Source organism: Nocardioides exalbidus (assembly GCF_900105585.1).
Classification (GTDB): Bacteria; Actinomycetota; Actinomycetes; order Propionibacteriales; family Nocardioidaceae; genus Nocardioides; species Nocardioides exalbidus.
The window spans coordinates 2,397,428-2,414,225 of the sequence record NZ_FNRT01000002.1; the positions used below are offsets into that span (position 1 = coordinate 2,397,428).

The following is a 16,798-nucleotide window of genomic DNA, read 5'->3' on the forward strand; positions in this document are numbered from 1 at the left end:
CCTAGAGCGCCTCGACCAGCTCGTGGTCGTCGACGCGCGCGGCCAGGCGGGTGAGGTGGTGCGAGCCGTTGCCGAGCCACTGCTCCAGGACGGTCAGGTGCGCGGTGCCGACGCCGACGGCGTACTCCGCGGTCATCCCGATGCCGCCGTGCAGCTGGATCGCCTCCTGGCCGATGTGGCGCCCGGACCGGCTGACCTGCAGCCCCACCCGGTCGGCTGCGTCGGCGACAGCCTCGGGGTCGCCGCCGGCGATCGTCATCGTCGCCCAGTCGACGAGGCTGGTCGCGAGCTCGAGGGAGACGTACATGTCGGCGGCGCGGAAGTTCAGCGCCTGGAAGGTGTTGAGCGTGACCCCGAACTGCTTGCGCGACTTCAGGTAGTCGGTCGTCGCCCGCACCTGGCTCTGCATCACGCCGAGCGCCTGGTTGGCGCCCATGATCCGGGTGAGGTCGCTGATCGTGGCGATGCTGGCGGACAGGTCGCGTCCGGGCTCGCCGAGCGGCGTGGCCGCACTGCCGTCGAAGGTGACGCTGGCAGCGCGGGTGAGGTCGGCCGTCGCGTATCCCGTCACGGTGGCTGCGGACGCAGCCACGAGGAAGACACCGGTGCCGCCGTCGTCAGGCAGGGCCGCGGTCACGACCAGGTGGTCGGCCGACTCGCCGCCGACGACCGGGTCGGCCACTCCGTCGAGCGTCCAGTCGCCGCCGGAGACGGTGGCGCGGACGCCGTCCGCGCGCGAGGCCCAGCGTCCACCGGGGGAGGTGTCGGCCGCGGCGAGCACGATCTCCCCGGAGCTCAGCCGGCCCAGCAGGTCGGCCTTCTGCTCAGGCGTGCCGACCGCGGCGACCAGGCCGCCCGCGTGCACGACCGTGGCGAGGTAGGGCTCCGGCGCGAGCACGCGGCCGAGCTCCTGGCACACGATGCCGATCTCGACCGGCCCGGCCCCGACGCCGCCGTCGGCCTCGCTGAAGGGCAGCCCGAGGACGCCCATCTCGGCCAGCCTGCCCCAGAGGGCGCGGTCGAAGCCCGGCTCCTCGGCCACCGTGCGCCGGCGCGCCTCGTGGTCGGCGTACGCCCCATTGAGGAGGCCGCGGACGGCCTCGCGCAGGGCCTGCTGCTCGTCGTCGTAGGTGAAGTCCATCGTCGTTGCTCCCTCAGAGTCCCAGGATGGTGCGGCTGATGATCTGGCGCTGGATCTCGTTGGACCCGCCGTAGATCGAGGCCTTGCGGAGGTTGAGGTAGGTCGGTGCGGACCGCCGTGCCCAGCCTTCCTGCGGTGAGTCGTCGCCCGCTCGCGACGCCAGCGACGCAGGTCCGGCGAGCTCGAGCGCGAGCTCGCTGACGGCCTGCTGGAGCTCGGTGCCCTTGAGCTTGAGCACCGACGACGCCGGGTGCGGCGCGCCGTCGGAGGAGTTGGCGACGACGCGCAGGGCGGTGAGCTCGAGGGCGAGCAGCTCGTTCTCCAGCTCCGCGACGCGAGCCCGCACGAGCGGGTCCTGCATCTGGTCCGCGGCGGTCTGCTTGAGGGTGGCCAGCGCCCGCTTCGTGGCACCGACCGGCGCGACGCCGACCCGCTCGTTGCCGAGCAGGAACTTGGCCTGCGTCCAGCCGCTGTTGAGCTCGCCGACCATGTTGTCGCCGGGCACGCGGACGTCGGTGAACCAGACCTCGTTGACCTCGTGGCCGCCGTCGATCAGCTCGATCGGGCGGACCTCGACGCCGGGCGTGGTCATGTCGATGAGCAGCATCGAGATGCCCTGCTGCTTCTTCACCTCGGGGTCGGTGCGCACGAGCGTGAAGATCCAGTCGCCGTACTGCCCGAGCGTCGTCCAGGTCTTCTGGCCGTTGACGACCCAGTCGTCGCCGTCGCGCACGGCGCTGGTGCGCAGGCTCGCGAGGTCGGAGCCGGCGTCGGGCTCGGAGAAGCCCTGCGACCACCAGATGTCGAGGTTGGCGGTGTCGGGCAGGAAGCGCTGCTTCTGCTCCTCGCTGCCGAACTGCGCGATCACGGGGCCGATCATGGAGGCGTTGAAGGCCAGCGGGATCGGCACCCCGGCGCGCTGCATCTCCTCGTGCCAGAGGTGCCGCTGGAGCTCGGTCCAGTCCTGCCCGCCCCACTCGGTCGGCCAGTGCGGCACGGCGAGGCCCTCGGCGTTGAGGATCCGCTGGCTCTCCACGATCTGGTCGCGGGAGAGGTGGCGCCCCTCGAGGACGGTGTCGCGGATCTCCTGCGGGACCTTGCTGGTGAAGAACTCCCGCATGCGGTCCCGGAACTCGGCGTCGGACGGGCTCAGCTCGAGCTGCATGTGACTCCTCGGTAGAAGACGGATCAGGCCGGCCGCACCATCATGGCGCGGCCGGCCTGAGCCTGACGACGGAGGTCCCCCGGAGGGGTAGGGGTCAGCCGTTCGTCGAGGTGGCGTCGGAGTCGAGCACGAGGTCCGCGCTCTGCTCCTTGCCACCGCTCGTCCAGGTGACGCTGACGGTGTCGCCCGGACGGTAGGAGCGGATGGTGGCGACGAGGGAGTCGGCACCCGTGATGCGCTGGTCGTCGACCTTGGTGATCACGTCGCCCGAGCCCAGCCCGGCCTTCTGGGCGGTGGAGCCAGCCGTCACGTCGGACACGACCGCACCGGACTCGTCACCGGTGGTGGGGTTGCCGACCTGGATGCCGAGGCGTGCGTGGGTCGGGGTCTCGCCCTTGGCCATCTGGTCGACGATCGGCATGACCTCGTCGATCGGGATCGCGAAGCCGAGGCCGATCGAGCCCGACTGGCCCGACGAGCCGAAGCCCGAGCTCGACGACGCGGTGCGGATCGAGGAGTTGATGCCGATCACGGCGCCGTTCATGTCGACGAGCGGACCACCGGAGTTGCCCGGGTTGATCGCCGCGTCGGTCTGGATCGCGGGGTACGTGGTGGAGTTGCCTTGGTCGTCGGAGCCGACGTTGACCGGGCGGTCGAGCGCACTGACGATGCCGCTCGTCACGGTGGCGTCGAGGCCGAAGGGCGAGCCGATCGCGACGACGCCCTGGCCGACGCCCAGGTTGGCGGACTTGCCGATCGTCGCGGGCGTCAGGCCCGAGACGTCCTGGGCCTTGATCACGGCCGTGTCGGTGAGCGGGTCGGTGCCGAGGACCTCGGCGTCGGCGGTCGTGCCGTCGGCGAAGGAGACCTTCAGCGACCCCGGCTCCGCGCCCTCGACCACGTGGTTGTTCGTCAGGATCGTGCCGTCGGCGGTGAGGATGATGCCGGAGCCGGAAGCGCCGCCCTCGGCGGTCGTGACGTCGATCTTCACCACGCTCGGCAGCACCTTCTGGGCCACCGACTCCACGGACCCGTCGGCCGCCGGGGCCTGGGTCTGGGAGACCGGCGACGTCGCGACCTGGTCGGCCTGCGAGCTGGTGGCGGAGTCGTCGTGCGTGGCGTCCCAGAAGGCCGCACCGCCGACGCCGGCACCGGCACCGAAGACGAGCGAGGTCGCGACGACCGCGGCGGCGAGGCCCGTACGACGACGCTTCCGCGGCTCGGCGGGACGAGGTGGGGCGGCGAGCCCACCGCCGGGCTGGTCGCCGCCGGACCACCCGGAGGACGCCTGCGTGAAGGGGTTCTGCTGGGGGTGGTGCGGGGTGGTGTGCTGCGGGTCCTGCTGGGGGCCCTGCTCGGAGGGCTGGTAGGGGCTCTGTCCGTCGCTCATGACTTCGAGGTTGCGCCGCGAGCCTGTGGATGCCCTGAGAACCGGCTGGGAAGGTGCAGAAACCTCAGCGCGGCAGGTCGGGCAACGCCATCCAGGCCGCCCAGGACAGGTCGCGGCCGACGTAGCGTGGACTCGCGAGCGGCCACGACTCGGCGATCCAGCGGGGCACCAGCTCGTCCAGGGCACGCGCGAGCAGCGTGTCGACGCACTCGTCCACCACCCACCAGGAGATCTCGGCGTCCGCGCCGGGCTTCTCCGGCGGGTCGATGTAGACGCAGCCGAGGAGGGCTGTCTCATCGGTGTCGAAGAGGGCGTAGTTGAAGGACTGGTGGGTCTCCATCTCCGCCGCGTGCCGGGCCAGGTCCTCACGGTCGGCCTCGTGGGTCATGTGGGCCGGGGGCCAGCCCCATGCCTCGCCGTAGATGCTCCACAACCGCTCACGCGATCCCATGACGGCCACCATGTCCAGATCGGTGTCGGCGGGGGTGATCGGGCGCAGGTGGTGGCCGAAGGCGACCTCGACCCGCTGCGGGTGGTGGAAGTCGTCGGGAAGCCAGCTGGACGGGGACATGGGAGCTCCTCAGGTGAGTGGTGGGTGGAGACGGACAGGTCGGTCGGACGGGCGGTCCCGGGGAACCGGAGGGGTCAACCGGCGAGCGCGGAGTGGGCGGCGCGCCGACGGAGCGCGGCGAGGGCACGGCTGGTGTTGGACTTGACCGTGCCGGACGAGCACCCGAGCACGGTCGCGGTCTCCGCGACGCTGAGTCCCTCGTAGAACCGCAGCGCCACGGTGGCCCGCTGCTGGGTGGGCAGGACGTTCACCAACCGCCACAGCTCGACACCGAGGTCAGGGCCGGGTGGCTCCGGGGTGTGGCGGGTGTCGTGCGACGTGTCGGGCTCGGGCAGCAGGTCCGTGGGCGCCTCCGAGCGGCGCCACCTCTGGCGCTGCCAGCTGACGTGCTGGTGGAGGATGGCGCGTCGCACGTAGGCGTCCGCCGCGGCCGCGTCGCGCAGCCGGCCCCAGTGGGGCAGGACACGCACGAGCGAGGTCTGCAGCAGGTCCTCGGCGGTGTGCGGGTCGCCCGCCACCGCGCGGGCCCAGCGCAGGAGCGCCGGGCGTCGCTCGTCGACGTAGGCCGCGAAGTCGCGGTCCCTGGCCCCGGCGACCCTCAGGTCCGGCAGGTCGGTCGTGGCGCTCATGGTTGCTCCCGTCCTGGAGGTGGTGCACCGGTGGGTGCCGTGTGCCTCCACCTTGGGACCGACCGCCGTCACGGACCACGGACAGCGTGGGGTGTACGGGTGGTGTGCGGGTGGCGCGCGACGGGTCGTCAGCGGTCAGGCGCCGCTGAGCATGGCCGCAGCCTCCGCGGCGCCGAGTCCGCGCCCGGTGTCGAGCGCGTCGTCGAAGCGATCGCCGCCCAGGTGGCTGCGGGCGTCTGCCTCGGCGGCCGCGATCGCTGAGGGGTCGGGGCGGTAGTAGCCGTAGCCGAAGGAGCCGAGGGACTCGCGCGTCGCCTGGGCCGCGCCGAGCAGCAGGGGGACGCGCGCGTGCTGCCCGGCCGCTGCGGCAAGGACGGCCCCGGCGTCGAGCAGGTAGGCCAGGTTGCCCTGGTCGCCCGTCTCGAGCGAGAGTCGCACGCCGTCCTGCAGGTGGAGGCGCGCGGCCGCGTGGTCCCCGCGGGCCAGCTCCGCCTGGAAGAGGTTGTAGAGGGCGATGTAGCTCGACAGCCGGTCGTGGCGCGCCGATGCCGACCGCAGGCCGGCCTGCGCCAGGTCCACGGCTTCTTCGGGGCGTCCCCGCAACAGCATCACCGTGCCGAGCCACACGTGGCTGAGTGCCCACGTCCACTCGCCCTCGTCGCCGGCCGCCTCGGCGTGGCGCACGGCCTCACGGAACAGCCCCTCCGCCACCACGAGGTCACCGCGAGCGAGTGCGACGAGGCCGGAGCCCGCGACGCTGTTGGCGGCGACCACGTCGTCGGAGGAGCCGTGACGTGCCGCGCGTTGCCACCATCGCGCGGCGCCGTCGACTTCATCCATGGCGAACGCCATCGTCGCCGCCGCCAGCGCCGTGCGGGCCACGACCAGCGAGTCCAGCCCGTCCGCCGACTCGTCGTGGCGCGCGAGCACCGCCTCGGACAGTCGCCGCCCGTGCGCGTGGTGCCCCCGCAGCCACCAGTAGAGCCACAGTGCCCAGGCGATGCGGGCCGGCGTCTCGAGGTCCTCCGAGGCAAGGCTGCGCTCCGCGGCCGCCGACAGGTTCGCGTGGTCGAGGTCGATGCGGGTCAGGGCCGAGACCTGGTCGCCCCGGCGATAGCTGGGTGCGGTCTGCTCTGCGAGAGCCAGGTAGTGCGCGGCGTGTGCTCGGGCGGCCGCGTCCCACTCGCCCGACTCGTGCAGCAGGTCACGCGCGTACTGGGCGACCGGCTCGAGCATCCGGACACGACCCGACGGCTCGGCGACGACGAGGGAGTGCTCGACCAGCGACTCGAGTGCCTCGCTGACGTCGTAGGTCGCGCCGGCGAGGTGGGCCACCGACTCGAGGTCGGCCAGCGTGGTGCCGCCGACGAAGACCCCGGTGAGGCGCACGAGCTGCTGAGCCGGCTCGTCGAGAAGACCGTTGCTCCAGTCGAGCGTCGTCCGCATCGTGCGTTGGCGTGCCGGCAGGTCGCGTGGACCGGAGCGCAACGCCGAGTCGAGGCGGTCGAGGAGCGAGGTGGGGTCCAGGACGCGCGCGCGGGCGGCCGCCAGCTCGAGGGCGAGGGGGAGACCGGCGAGCCGCTCACAGATGGCGGCGACAGCGTCCGCGTCGGACGACCGCTCACCCCAGGTGGGACTGACCCTCTGCGCCCGGTCGAGCAGCAGCAGCGCCGCGGGCGAGGCGGATCCGTCGGGAAGCGGGGTCGCATCGAGCGGCTCGACGGCGTACTCCTTCTCACCCCGCACGCGGAGGGGGGCACGGCTGGTCGTGAGGACCTTCAGGTCCGGCACGGCCTCCACGAGAGCCACGACCTCGGGAGCAGCGGCGAGGAGGTGCTCCATGTTGTCCAGGACGAGCAGCAGCTGGCGCCCACCCAGCCGCTCGACGACTCCGTCGAGGACCGCGCGGCCGGGGTCTCGGCCGGCCTCGACGGCGTCCGCGACCGCGGACAGCACCTGGTCGCGGTCGAGCAGCGGAGCCAGCTCGACGAGGGCGACCCCGTCGGCGAATCGGTTGCTCACGCGCGTCGCGACCGCGAGCGCGAGCCGGGTCTTGCCGACTCCGCCAGGACCGCTGAGGGTGACGAGCCTGCTGGTGCTCAGCAGCTCTGCGACCTGCTCGACGTCCTCCTCGCGGCCCACCAGATCGGTCACCGGCCTCGGGAGCCCGCGTGGGGTCACGGCCTCGACGTCGACCGCCGCGGCGTGCGCGCCGCGTGCCGGCACGGACCCGAAGAGGCGGGTGCGTTCGTCCTCGGTCAGCCCGAGAGCGGCTGCGAGCGAGCGGAGCGTGTGCGGGTAGGGACGTGTGCGGGTGCCGCGTTCGAGCGCGCTGATGGCGTGCACGCTGAGGCCGGAGCGCCCGGCCAGCTCCTCCTGTGACAACCCGGCGGCCTCACGCAGCCTGCGCAGCAGCGGGGCCAGGCCTCCGGGCGTCGTCGTCCCCACGCTGCCGGAGTGTAGTGACGTCTGCCTGCGGCGCGTCAGAAGGCGAGAGCCCCCGGCCAGGGGCCGGGGGCTCTCGTCGGGCTGCTACGAGCTGGTGGTCACGCCCAGCGCTCGGAGGCGGCCGTGAAGGTGAGCTCGCGGTCGCCGGTGTAGATCTGCTTCGGACGGGCGATCTTCTGGTCCTTGTCCTGCACCAGCTCGGACCACTGAGCCAGCCAGCCCGGCGTGCGGCCGATGGCGAAGAGCACCGTGAACATCTCCGGCGGGAACTGGAAGGCCTCGTAGATCAGGCCCGAGTAGAAGTCCACGTTGGGGTAGAGCTTGCGCTTGACGAAGTACTCGTCCTCGAGCGCGATCTTCTCCAGCTCCTTGGCGATCTCGAGGAGCGGGTTGACCCCGGTGACCTCGAAGACGTCGTCGCAGGCCTTCTTGATGATCGTGGCGCGCGGGTCGAAGTTCTTGTAGACCCGGTGGCCGAAGCCCATGAGGCGCTCGTTGCCGTTCTTCACGCCCTCGATGAAGGCGGGGATGTTCTCCTTGCTGCCGATGCGCTTGAGCATCCGCAGCACCGCCTCGTTGGCGCCACCGTGGAGCGGGCCGTAGAGCGCGCCCACCCCGGCCGCGACGGCGGAGTAGGGGTCGACCTGCGAGGAGCCGACGGAGCGGACCGCGTTGGTCGAGCAGTTCTGCTCGTGGTCGGCGTGCAGGATGAAGAGCACGTCGAGGGCCTTGACCAGGCGCGGGTCGGCCTCGAACTTCGACTCGCTCATCTTGAAGAGCATCGAGAGGAAGTTGGCGGTGTAGCCGAGGTCGTTGTCGGGATAGACGTAGGGCTTGCCCTGCGCGTGGCGGAACGACCAGGCGCCGAGGGTCGGCATCTTCGCGATCATGCGGACGATCTGCATGTGGCGGTTGTCGGCGTCGCTGATGTTGCGGGCGTCGGGGTAGAACGTCGACAGCGCGCCGACCGAGGCCATCAGCATGCCCATCGGGTGGGCGTCGTAGCGGAAGCCCTGCATGAAGGTCTTCACGTTCTCGTGGACGAACGTGTGGTAGGTGATCTCGTGCACCCAGGAGTCGTACTGCTCCTTGGTGGGGAGCTCGCCGTGGATGAGGAGGTAGGCCACCTCGAGGAAGTTCGACTTCTCGGCGAGCTGCTCGATCGGGTACCCGCGGTACTCGAGGATGCCCTTGTCGCCGTCGATGAAGGTGACGGCCGAGCGGCACGACGCGGTGTTCACGAAGCCCGGGTCGTAGGTGGCGAGTCCGGGCTCGTCGTCGGTGAGGCGGATCTGCCCCAGGTCCTTGGCCGCGATCGTGTTGTCGGTGATCGCGAGGTCGTACGTCTGACCGGTCCGGTTGTCGGTGACAGTCAGGGAATCCTTGGCCGCAACGTCGGTCACGTCGGCTCCTGTTCACTACGTATGTGCACGTCTAGTTGTCCTGCCCAACTTAGTCGGGTGACTCCGCACGTCGCGAACCAGGTGTCCACCATGGGACCCGACCCCTACTTCGGTAGGACGTCACCGACCCGCCACCCGGTTGGCCACCCGGGCGATCCGGCTCGTGCGGGTCAGCCCGGCGTCCTCGCGCCTGTCGGCGGCGCGGTAGAGGCGGTAGAGCGCGTGCACGCCGAGCCACCGCAGCGGCTCAGGCTCCCAGCGCCGCACGTCGTGCCCGGTCCACGGGAGGGCGGTCAGGTCGGTGCTGCGGCCGAGGACGAGGTCGCGCAGCGTGCGGCCCGCGAGGTTGGTCGCGGTGAGGCCCGATCCGACGTAGCCGCCGGCGTGGCCGAGCCCGGTCGCGGGGTCGAAGGACACGCTCGCGCTCCAGTCGCGCGGCACGCCGAGGACGCCGCACCAGGCGTGGTCGAAGCGGATCCCCTCGAGGGCGGGGAAGAGGGACGTCAGGGTCGTGCGCAGCGACTCGACCGTCCAGTCCTGGGTGCGGCCGTCGACGTCCGTGCGGGACCCGAAGCGGTACGGCACCCCGCGTCCGCCGAGCGCGATCCGGCCGTCGGCCGTGCGCTGGGCGTAGCAGTAGGCGTGCGCCTCGTCGCCGAGGAGCTCCTCGCCCGACCAGCCGACGGCGTCCCACTGGGCGTCGGTCAGGGGAGCGGTCACCACGATGGCGGAGTTCATCGGCAGCCAGTCGCGGCGGTGCCCGGCCAGCCCGGCGGTGAATCCCTCCAGGCAGCGCAGCACGACCGGCGCCCGGACGGTGCCCCGCTCGGTGCGCACGACGCCGGGCCCGACCGACGTCACGCGGGTGCCCTCGTGGATGCGCACGCCGCGCTCGCGCACGACCCGGGCCACCCCGGACACCAGCTTCGCGGGGTGCACGCGCGCGCAGTCGGGGTCGAAGTGGCCGGACAGCGCACCCGCGACCCTGATCCGCTCGGCGACCTGCCTCGCGTCGAGCTCGCCGGCGAGCCGTCCCGCCTGGGCCTGCGAGCGGGCGACGTAGAGCACGCCGCTGCGGACCACGTCGGCGTCGATGCCCTCCCGGTCGGTGACGTCGACGACCTCGTCGACGCTCGCGCGGAGCTCGGCCCGCAGCCGCTGGACGCCGGCCTCGCCCGCCACGGCGGCGTACGTCGCGGCGCTGCCCGCCAGCTCCGACGACAGCCAGCCGCCGTTGCGCCCCGACGCCCCGAAGCCGGCGAACTCGGCCTCGAGCACGCGGATGTCGAGGGACGGGTCGGCCTCGTGGAGGTAGTACGCCGTCCAGAGCCCGGTCAGGCCGCCCCCGACGATCGCGACGTCGCAGGTCGTGCCACCCTCGAGCCGGTCGGCGGGGGAGGGCAGCCCGACCTGCTGCCACCAGAAGGACACACCGCCGTTGCGCACGGCCCCATCATGGTCCCGCGCCGTTTTGACCCCCCGCGCCGACGCGCCGTACTCTTGCTGGTCGCGACTCCTGCCGCGTCCGTCCTCTCCGGGGGCGGGTGCAGATCCGGACGTCATCCCTGCTGAGCAGGGAGCGATCCGGGCCGTGTTCGTCAGAAGCCGCAGCACGACCTCCGCTCCTCGACCGAGGAGCGGGACCAACGAACCAGAACGGGATACCGCCGTGCGCACGTACAGCCCCAAGCCCGCTGACATCCAGCGTGAGTGGCTCGTCATCGACGCCACCGACGTGGTCCTGGGCCGCCTCGCCGTCCAGACCGCGAACCTCCTCCGCGGCAAGCACAAGCCGACCTTTGCTCCTCACATGGACATGGGCGACTTCGTGATCATCGTGAACGCCTCGAAGGTGTCGCTGTCGGGGACCAAGAAGACCACCAAGATGGCCTACCGCCACTCCGGCTACCCGGGCGGCCTCTCGGCCACCCCGTTCGGCGAGCTCCTCGAGAAGGACCCGCGCAAGGCCATCGAGAACGCGGTGTGGGGCATGCTCCCCAAGAACAAGCTCGGTCGCCAGATGCTGAAGAAGCTGAAGGTCTACGGAGGCCCCGACCACCCGCACCTGGCCCAGCAGGCCACCCCGTTCGAGATCTCGCAGATCTCCCAGTGACTGAGGACTCACAGATGACTGAGAACACCACCGAGGTCGAGGAGACCTTCGAGACCGACGCCGACGGCGTCGCCTACACGTCCGAGAGCGACGCCTCGGCCGACACCCCCGCCCGCCCGGCCACCATCGCGCCCGGCGCGGCGACCGGCCGTCGCAAGGAGGCCGTCGCCCGCGTCCGCATCGTCCCGGGCACCGGCGAGTGGACCATCAACGGCCGCACGATGGACAGCTACTTCCCGAACAAGCTGCACCAGCAGATCGCCAACGAGCCGTTCGTCGAGCTGCAGCTCGAGGGCCGCTTCGACGTGATCGCCCGCATCCACGGCGGCGGCATCGCCGGCCAGGCCGGCGCCCTGCGCCTCGGCGTGGCGCGCTCGCTCAACGGCATCGACGTCGAGGCCAACCGCCCGGCGCTCAAGAAGGCCGGCCTGCTCACCCGCGACGCCCGCGTCGTGGAGCGCAAGAAGGCTGGTCTCAAGAAGGCTCGCAAGGCGTCGCAGTTCAGCAAGCGCTGACCTTGCCGCGACTCTTCGGCACGGACGGGGTCCGGGGCCTGGCAAACGCAGATCTCACTGCGGAGCTGGCCCTGGACCTCTCCGTCTGTGCGGCACACGTCCTGGCCGACCGCGGCGAGTTCGAGGGGCACCGTCCCCTCGCCGTGGTGGGCCGGGACACGCGCATCTCCGGGCAGTTCCTCGAGTCGGCGGTCGTCGCCGGCCTCGCGTCGGCGGGAGTCGACGTGCTCCTGCTGGGTGTGCTGCCGACCCCGGGCGTGGCCTACATGACCGACCGGCTCGGCGCCGACCTCGGCGTGATGCTGTCCGCCTCGCACAACCCGATGCCCGACAACGGCATCAAGTTCCTCGCGCGCGGGGGGCACAAGCTCGACGACGCGATCGAGATCGCCATCGAGCGCCGCATGGGCGAGCCGTGGGAGCGGCCCACCGGTGGCGGCGTCGGCCGGGTGAAGACCTACGAGACCGCCGTGTCGGAGTACGCCGCCCACCTCGAGAGCACGATCACGCACCCGCTCGTGGGGCTGAAGGTCGTCCTCGACTGCGCCGAGGGGGCCGCCCACGCGGCCGGCCCGCGGGCGCTGGAGGACGCCGGCGCGACGGTCATCGCGATCCACGCCGACCCCGACGGCCTCAACATCAACGACAACTGCGGCTCGACCCACCTCGGTGACCTCCAGGCCGCCGTCGTCGAGCACGGCGCCCACGCCGGCTTCGCCCTCGACGGCGACGCCGACCGCTGCCTGGCGGTCGACGCCGACGGCAACGTCGTCGACGGTGACCAGATCCTCGCGATCCTCTCCCTCTCCCTCCTCGAGCAGGGCCGCCTCACCAAGGACACCGTCGTCGCGACGGTGATGAGCAACCTCGGCTTCGTGCAGGCCATGAAGGCCAGCGGCGTCGGCGTGCGCCAGACGAAGGTGGGCGACCGCTACGTCCTCGAGGCGATGAAGGTCTCCGGCTACAACCTCGGCGGCGAGCAGTCGGGCCACGTCATCCTCAGCGACCACGCCACCACCGGCGACGGCATCCTCACCACGCTCCACGTGATGGAGCGGATGGCCACCACCGGCCGGACGCTCGCCGAGCTCGCGTCGGTCATGACGCGCCTGCCGCAGGTGCTGCTCAACGTCCCCGGCGTCGACAAGTCGCGCGCCGACGACGACGCGGTGGTCGCCGCGGCGGTGGCCGAGGAGGAGGCGGCGCTCGGTGAGCGCGGCCGGATCCTGCTCCGCCCGTCGGGCACCGAGCCGATCGTGCGCGTCATGGTCGAGGCGCCCACCCACGACGAGGCACAGGCCGTCGCCACCCGGCTGGCCGACGTGGTCAAGCGCCAGCTCTCGCTGTCGTGACCACCGATCCGGGGACGGGGCTCGACGGCGGCGCGCCCGAGGTCCCGGGCCTGCTCTCGCCCAGGGACGTCCTCCTCGGCATCGTCGTCGGGCTGGTGCTCGCAGCAGCCCTCGTCGTCGTGACCCCGGGCGCCCGCACCCACCTGCTCGGTGGCACCGACCTGCGCGAGACCACGGTCGTCGCGGTCCGTCCCGGTGCCGTGCCCGGCGACGTCGACAAGCCGCGCACGACCTACGACCTCACCTGGTCCGCCGGCGCTGACGACCGCACCGCGACCTTCCGGCGCTCCGGGGACCCCGACCACGCGGTGGGCGACACCTGGGACCTCTGGGTCTCCCCGGACGGCTCGGTCGTGGAGACGACCTCACCCCTGACCACGTGGCTCTGGCTCGGGATCGGCCTGCCCCTCTTCATCCTCCTGATCGGCCTGGTCGTGCGCTGGCGCGGGCGCACCGAGGCGCGAGCGGTCGTCCGGGAGGCGGAGCGGATCGAGGCCCGGCGCGGCCACGCCCCTGGTCCTCCGGCGTCCTAGCCCTCGCGCAGGCCGCGCAGCGTCTGCGCCGCCTGGCGTGCGGCCAGCGCTCGCTCCGGGACCGAGCAGGCGTAGGCGCGCCCGGCCTCCTGCAGCGACGCGATCTCCGCGTCGAGCACGGCGGCCTCGTCGGCGTCGCTGAGCACCCGCCGCTCGGCCTCGGTCGCGCCGACACCGACCGGGGCGTCCTCGAGCGCACCCGCGCGCGCCTCGGTCGGGACGGCCTCGGCGTTCTCCAGCGCGGCGAGGGCCGTACGCAGGGTGGACACGGTCTCGGCGTCGCGGGCCCGGCGCGCCTCGAGCAGCGCGGAGCGCAGTCGGGTGCGGAGCGGTGAGTCGGTCGTCATGGCACCAGCCTGCCGCGGCTCCGCGTCGTGCCGCACCCGATATCTGCGTGGCCACCGCTGGTCGGGATGGCTACGGTCGGTCCGTGGTCGACGTCGAGCAGTTCAACCCGCGCAACGAGGCGGCCCTCCGCGCCTGGTGGGAGGTCGGCCACGCGGCGACGTCGTACCGCCCCGGCAAGCCGTGGCCGCTGTGGGAGCAGAGCCGCGTCGCGCTGCCGGCCCACAACCCCGAGCGCGGCATCACGCTGATCGGCGCGATCGACGGCCGGGAGATGGTCGGCGCCGGGCTGCTGATCCGGCCGCTCAAGGAGAACCTCCACACGGCGACGGCCTTCGCCTACGTCCGGCCCGACCGGACCCGCGAGGGCATCGGGCGACGGCTCGCGACCGAGCTGGAGGTGGTCGCAGGAGGAGACGGGCGCACGACGCTCCAGAGCGAGGCCTACCTCCCGCCCGACGGGTCCGGCGGCGCGTCGGAGGCCTTCGCCGCCGCGATGGGCTACGCCGTCGCGAGCCGCGAGTCGATCAAGGAGCTCACCCTGGCCGACTACGTGGCACGGCGGAATGACCTCGCTGCGTCGGCGCCGGTCCCGGACGGCTACCGGATCGTCACCTTCGACACGGTCTGCCCGGACGAGCACCTCGACTCCTACGGCCGGCTGCTCGGGATGCTGCTCGACGAGGTGCCCCTCGGCGACCTCGACCTGACCGACTCCGAGTGGGACGGTGCGCGCATCCGGGAGGCCGAGCAGCGGCTCACCGAGATCGGCCGCCACATGCACACCGCGCTGGCGATCGCCCCCGACGGCTCGGTCGCGGGGGTGTCCGACGTCCGCATCGACGACGACGACCCGGCCTACGGCCAGGTCGGGATCACCCTCGTCGACCCGGCCCACCGCGGCCACCGGCTCGGGCTCGTGCTCAAGCTCGCGACCCATGACGTGGCCGTGGCGACGTACCCCTCCCTCGTCTCCGTCGACACCTCCAACGCCGAGGTCAACACGTGGATGAACGCCGTCAACGAGGCGCTCGGCTACCGCACGATCGAGACGCTCCTCGAGCTCCAGAAGAGGCTGTAGGCCCGGACGTCATGAGAATCCTCGGTTCGCACCGGGATTTCCCATGACCTCGACGAGGGTTCTCCACAGCCCGGGCGGTCGACGGATGCGGGCAGCCTCGCAAGGCGCGATGGTCGTGCGATGCCGCAGAAGGGTCGACCGCCTCGCAGCCACGCCGAGCGAGCCCGGCGCCTCGGGCTGGTCCGAGGCATCGCGGACCAGCAGGGTGGCGTCGTGTCGCGCGACCAGCTCCGCCAGCTGCGGATCACGGACCACGAGGTGCTGGCGCACGTGCACGCCGGACGCTGGCGGCCGGTCCACACCCAGAGCCTCGCGGTGCACACCGGACCCCTGCCGGTGCTGGGGCAGCACTGGGCTGCCGTGTTCGAGGCCGGACGTCGTGGCTGCCTCGACGGGACCTCTTCGCTCGTCGCTGGAGGGCTCGAGCACTTCACCGAGGACGTGATCCGGGTGTCCGTGCCGCGGGGCGTGCTCGTACGCCGTGCGACCGGGATCGACGTACGACAGACGCGTCGGCTCCGCGCCGCCGACCTCGAGCCGTCCGGGATCCCGCGGACGCGACCGCACGTGGCCGGCGTGCGCGGCGCGCTGTGGGCGAAGTCCGACAAGCAGGCGACGCTGATCCTGACGATGGTCGTCCAGCAGGGGATGACCCTGCCCGAGCGGCTCGGCGCGGAGCTGCTCACCGTCAGGCGCGACCGACGGCGCCTCCTCGTGGCCACGGTCGTCACCGACCTCGTCGGCGGTGTGCGGTCACTGGGCGAGCACGAGTTCGCGCAGATGTGCCGGCTGCGTCGCATCCCCGAGCCCACCAGGCAGGTGCTCAGGCAGGGGCCGGACAAGAAGTGGTACCTCGACGTCTACTGGGAGCAGTGGGGTGTCGTCGTCGAGATCGACGGGATCCAGCATGCCTGGGCGACGAACGTCGTCGCGGACGCCCTGCGGCACAACACGATCGCGATCGACCGCGCGATCGTGCTCCGGCTGCCGTTGCTCGGGCTCCGGGTGGCCGCCGACGATTTCTTCGCCCAGATCATCGAGGCGTTGGCCTCACGCGGCTGTCCCATGGCCGTTGCGTCATGAGGATCCTCGGTTCGAACCGGGATTTCCCATGACGTCCCGCTACAGCTTGCGGAGGCGGACGTAGCGGACCGAGTGGTCGGCGTCCTTGCGGAGGACGAGGTTCGCGCGGGAGCGGGTGGGGGCGACGTTCTGCACGAGGTTGGGCTCGTTGATCGACTCCCAGATGCGGGAGGCCTGGTCGACGGCCTCGTCGTGGGAGAGGGCGGCGTACTTGCGGAAGTAGGACGCCGGGTCGCGGAAGGCGGTCTCGCGCAGGCGGAGGAAGCGGTCGACGTACCAGCGGCGGATGTCGGTGAGGGCGGCGTCGACGTAGACGGAGAAGTCGAAGAAGTCGCTGACCGCGAGCCCGGTGCGGCCGTCGTCGCGCACCCGCGCGGGCTGGAGGACGTTGAGGCCCTCGACGATGACGATGTCGGGGCGCTTGACCACGACCCTCTCGTCGGGCAGCACGTCGTAGACGAGGTGGGAGTAGATCGGCGCCTCGACCTCGTCCTTGCCGGACTTGATGTCGACGACGAACTTCAGCAGCGCGCGGCGGTCGTAGGACTCCGGGAAGCCCTTGCGGTGCAGGATCCCGCGGCGCTCGAGCTCGGCGTTGGGGAGCAGGAAGCCGTCGGTGGTCACGAGCGCGACGTTGGGGTGCTCGGGCCAGTGCGCGAGCATCTGCTGCAGCACGCGCGCCGTCGTCGACTTGCCGACCGCGACCGACCCGGCGAGGCCGATCACGAAGGGCGTACGCGGTGGGGTGACGCGGTGCAGGAACTCCTCCTGCTCGCGGTGGAGGCGCGAGTTGCCGGCGACGTAGAGGCTCAGCAGTCGCGACAGCGGGAGGTAGACCTGCTCGATCTCGCGCAGGTCGAGCTGGTCGCCCAGGCCGCGGAGGCGGACGACCTCCTCGGGCGTCAGCGACGTCTCGGCGGTGCCCGCGAGCTGTGCCCACGCGGCGCGCTCGAGCTCGACGTAGGGGGAGACCTCGTGCTGGGCGGAGCTGCCGTGGGCGGACGACGAGGCCTCGGACATGGGTGCGAT

Annotated in this window: 16 protein-coding genes; 6 read left to right on the forward strand and 10 right to left on the reverse strand. The window is 72.0% G+C overall.

All coding sequences use genetic code 11. From position 1 onward, the window contains the following. Window position 1 precedes the first annotated feature (1 nt). From BLV76_RS11840 to BLV76_RS11875, 8 genes are all read right to left on the reverse strand, one after another. Window positions 2–1,141 carry an acyl-CoA dehydrogenase family protein gene (locus BLV76_RS11840; protein ID WP_090969310.1) on the reverse strand — a complete coding sequence of 380 codons (1,140 nt, stop codon included), beginning with the start codon at window positions 1,139–1,141 and terminating at the stop codon, window positions 2–4. 13 nt (window positions 1,142–1,154) lie between these two features. After that, window positions 1,155–2,306 carry an acyl-CoA dehydrogenase family protein gene (locus BLV76_RS11845; RefSeq protein WP_090969311.1) on the reverse strand — a complete coding sequence of 384 codons (1,152 nt, stop codon included), beginning with the start codon at window positions 2,304–2,306 and terminating at the stop codon, window positions 1,155–1,157. 94 nt (window positions 2,307–2,400) lie between these two features. Continuing rightward, window positions 2,401–3,696: a S1C family serine protease gene (locus BLV76_RS11850; RefSeq protein WP_090969312.1), complete on the reverse strand. Its 1,296-nt coding sequence runs from the start codon at window positions 3,694–3,696 to the stop codon at window positions 2,401–2,403. Window positions 3,697–3,760: 64 nt separating this feature from the next. After that, window positions 3,761–4,267, reverse strand: a complete 507-nt coding sequence (locus tag BLV76_RS11855; protein ID WP_090969313.1) for a GNAT family N-acetyltransferase — start codon at window positions 4,265–4,267, stop codon at window positions 3,761–3,763. 74 nt (window positions 4,268–4,341) lie between these two features. Then, window positions 4,342–4,896 carry a SigE family RNA polymerase sigma factor gene (locus BLV76_RS11860; protein ID WP_090969314.1) on the reverse strand — a complete coding sequence of 185 codons (555 nt, stop codon included), beginning with the start codon at window positions 4,894–4,896 and terminating at the stop codon, window positions 4,342–4,344. Window positions 4,897–5,031: 135 nt separating this feature from the next. Further along, entirely contained in the window at window positions 5,032–7,344 is a 2,313-nt protein-coding gene (locus BLV76_RS11865; RefSeq protein WP_139306555.1) for an ATP-binding protein, read from the reverse strand. Window positions 7,345–7,442: 98 nt separating this feature from the next. After that, window positions 7,443–8,747 (reverse strand): citrate synthase, encoded by a 1,305-nt coding sequence (locus BLV76_RS11870; RefSeq protein ID WP_090969316.1) that lies wholly within the window; start codon window positions 8,745–8,747, stop codon window positions 7,443–7,445. A 120-nt stretch (window positions 8,748–8,867) separates the two neighbouring features. After that, on the reverse strand, window positions 8,868–10,193 hold the full coding sequence (locus tag BLV76_RS11875) for an NAD(P)/FAD-dependent oxidoreductase (RefSeq protein ID WP_245734645.1): 1,326 nt from the start codon (window positions 10,191–10,193) through the stop codon (window positions 8,868–8,870). A gap of 223 nt (window positions 10,194–10,416) precedes the next feature. On the opposite strand from BLV76_RS11875, the gene rplM reads away from it, so the two are divergent. Genes rplM through BLV76_RS11895 form a run of 4 tightly spaced genes read left to right on the forward strand, consistent with a single transcriptional unit; the run spans window position 10,417 to window position 13,260 of the window. Next, the gene (gene rplM / locus BLV76_RS11880) at window positions 10,417–10,860 is read left to right on the forward strand and encodes a 50S ribosomal protein L13 (protein ID WP_056906648.1); all 444 of its coding nucleotides are present in this window, start codon (window positions 10,417–10,419) and stop codon (window positions 10,858–10,860) included. Between the two features lie 14 nt (window positions 10,861–10,874). Then, entirely contained in the window at window positions 10,875–11,375 is a 501-nt protein-coding gene (gene rpsI / locus BLV76_RS11885; protein WP_090969318.1) for a 30S ribosomal protein S9, read from the forward strand. Between the two features lie 2 nt (window positions 11,376–11,377). Continuing rightward, window positions 11,378–12,727 (forward strand): phosphoglucosamine mutase, encoded by a 1,350-nt coding sequence (gene glmM, locus BLV76_RS11890; RefSeq protein ID WP_090969319.1) that lies wholly within the window; start codon window positions 11,378–11,380, stop codon window positions 12,725–12,727. After that, on the forward strand, window positions 12,724–13,260 hold the full coding sequence (locus BLV76_RS11895; RefSeq protein WP_090969320.1) for a hypothetical protein: 537 nt from the start codon (window positions 12,724–12,726) through the stop codon (window positions 13,258–13,260). The genes glmM and BLV76_RS11895 overlap by 4 nt, the downstream gene beginning before the upstream one ends. On the opposite strand, the gene BLV76_RS11900 is transcribed toward BLV76_RS11895, so the two are convergent. Beyond that, a complete protein-coding gene (locus tag BLV76_RS11900) occupies window positions 13,257–13,607 on the reverse strand; it encodes a GatB/YqeY domain-containing protein (RefSeq protein WP_090969321.1) in 351 nt (116 codons plus the stop codon). The two genes, BLV76_RS11895 and BLV76_RS11900, sit on opposite strands and share 4 nt — an antisense overlap. A gap of 83 nt (window positions 13,608–13,690) precedes the next feature. On the opposite strand from BLV76_RS11900, the gene BLV76_RS11905 reads away from it, so the two are divergent. Beyond that, window positions 13,691–14,686, forward strand: coding sequence for a GNAT family N-acetyltransferase (locus tag BLV76_RS11905; RefSeq protein ID WP_090969322.1), 996 nt, complete (start codon window positions 13,691–13,693; stop codon window positions 14,684–14,686). A gap of 120 nt (window positions 14,687–14,806) precedes the next feature. Continuing rightward, window positions 14,807–15,769 carry a hypothetical protein gene (locus tag BLV76_RS11910; RefSeq protein WP_090969323.1) on the forward strand — a complete coding sequence of 321 codons (963 nt, stop codon included), beginning with the start codon at window positions 14,807–14,809 and terminating at the stop codon, window positions 15,767–15,769. A gap of 39 nt (window positions 15,770–15,808) precedes the next feature. Here the strand turns inward: BLV76_RS11910 and coaA are convergent, their stop codons facing one another. Beyond that, window positions 15,809–16,789, reverse strand: a complete 981-nt coding sequence (gene coaA / locus BLV76_RS11915; protein WP_090969324.1) for a type I pantothenate kinase — start codon at window positions 16,787–16,789, stop codon at window positions 15,809–15,811. Between the last annotated feature and the right edge of the window lie 9 nt (window positions 16,790–16,798).

Bases quoted from the DNA above. Each gene is read 5' to 3' on its own strand.
- BLV76_RS11900 (WP_090969321.1), bottom strand. From the start codon at position 13,607: ATGACGACCGACTCACCGCTCCGCACCCGACTGCGCTCCGCGCTGCTC.
- coaA (WP_090969324.1), bottom strand. From the start codon at position 16,789: ATGTCCGAGGCCTCGTCGTCCGCCCACGGCAGCTCCGCCCAGCACGAG.
- BLV76_RS11850 (WP_090969312.1), bottom strand. From the start codon at position 3,696: ATGAGCGACGGACAGAGCCCCTACCAGCCCTCCGAGCAGGGCCCCCAG.
- BLV76_RS11845 (WP_090969311.1), bottom strand. From the start codon at position 2,306: ATGCAGCTCGAGCTGAGCCCGTCCGACGCCGAGTTCCGGGACCGCATG.
- BLV76_RS11855 (WP_090969313.1), bottom strand. From the start codon at position 4,267: ATGTCCCCGTCCAGCTGGCTTCCCGACGACTTCCACCACCCGCAGCGG.
- rpsI (WP_090969318.1), top strand. From the start codon at position 10,875: ATGACTGAGAACACCACCGAGGTCGAGGAGACCTTCGAGACCGACGCC.
- BLV76_RS11860 (WP_090969314.1), bottom strand. From the start codon at position 4,896: ATGAGCGCCACGACCGACCTGCCGGACCTGAGGGTCGCCGGGGCCAGG.
- BLV76_RS11840 (WP_090969310.1), bottom strand. From the start codon at position 1,141: ATGGACTTCACCTACGACGACGAGCAGCAGGCCCTGCGCGAGGCCGTC.
- BLV76_RS11910 (WP_090969323.1), top strand. From the start codon at position 14,807: ATGCCGCAGAAGGGTCGACCGCCTCGCAGCCACGCCGAGCGAGCCCGG.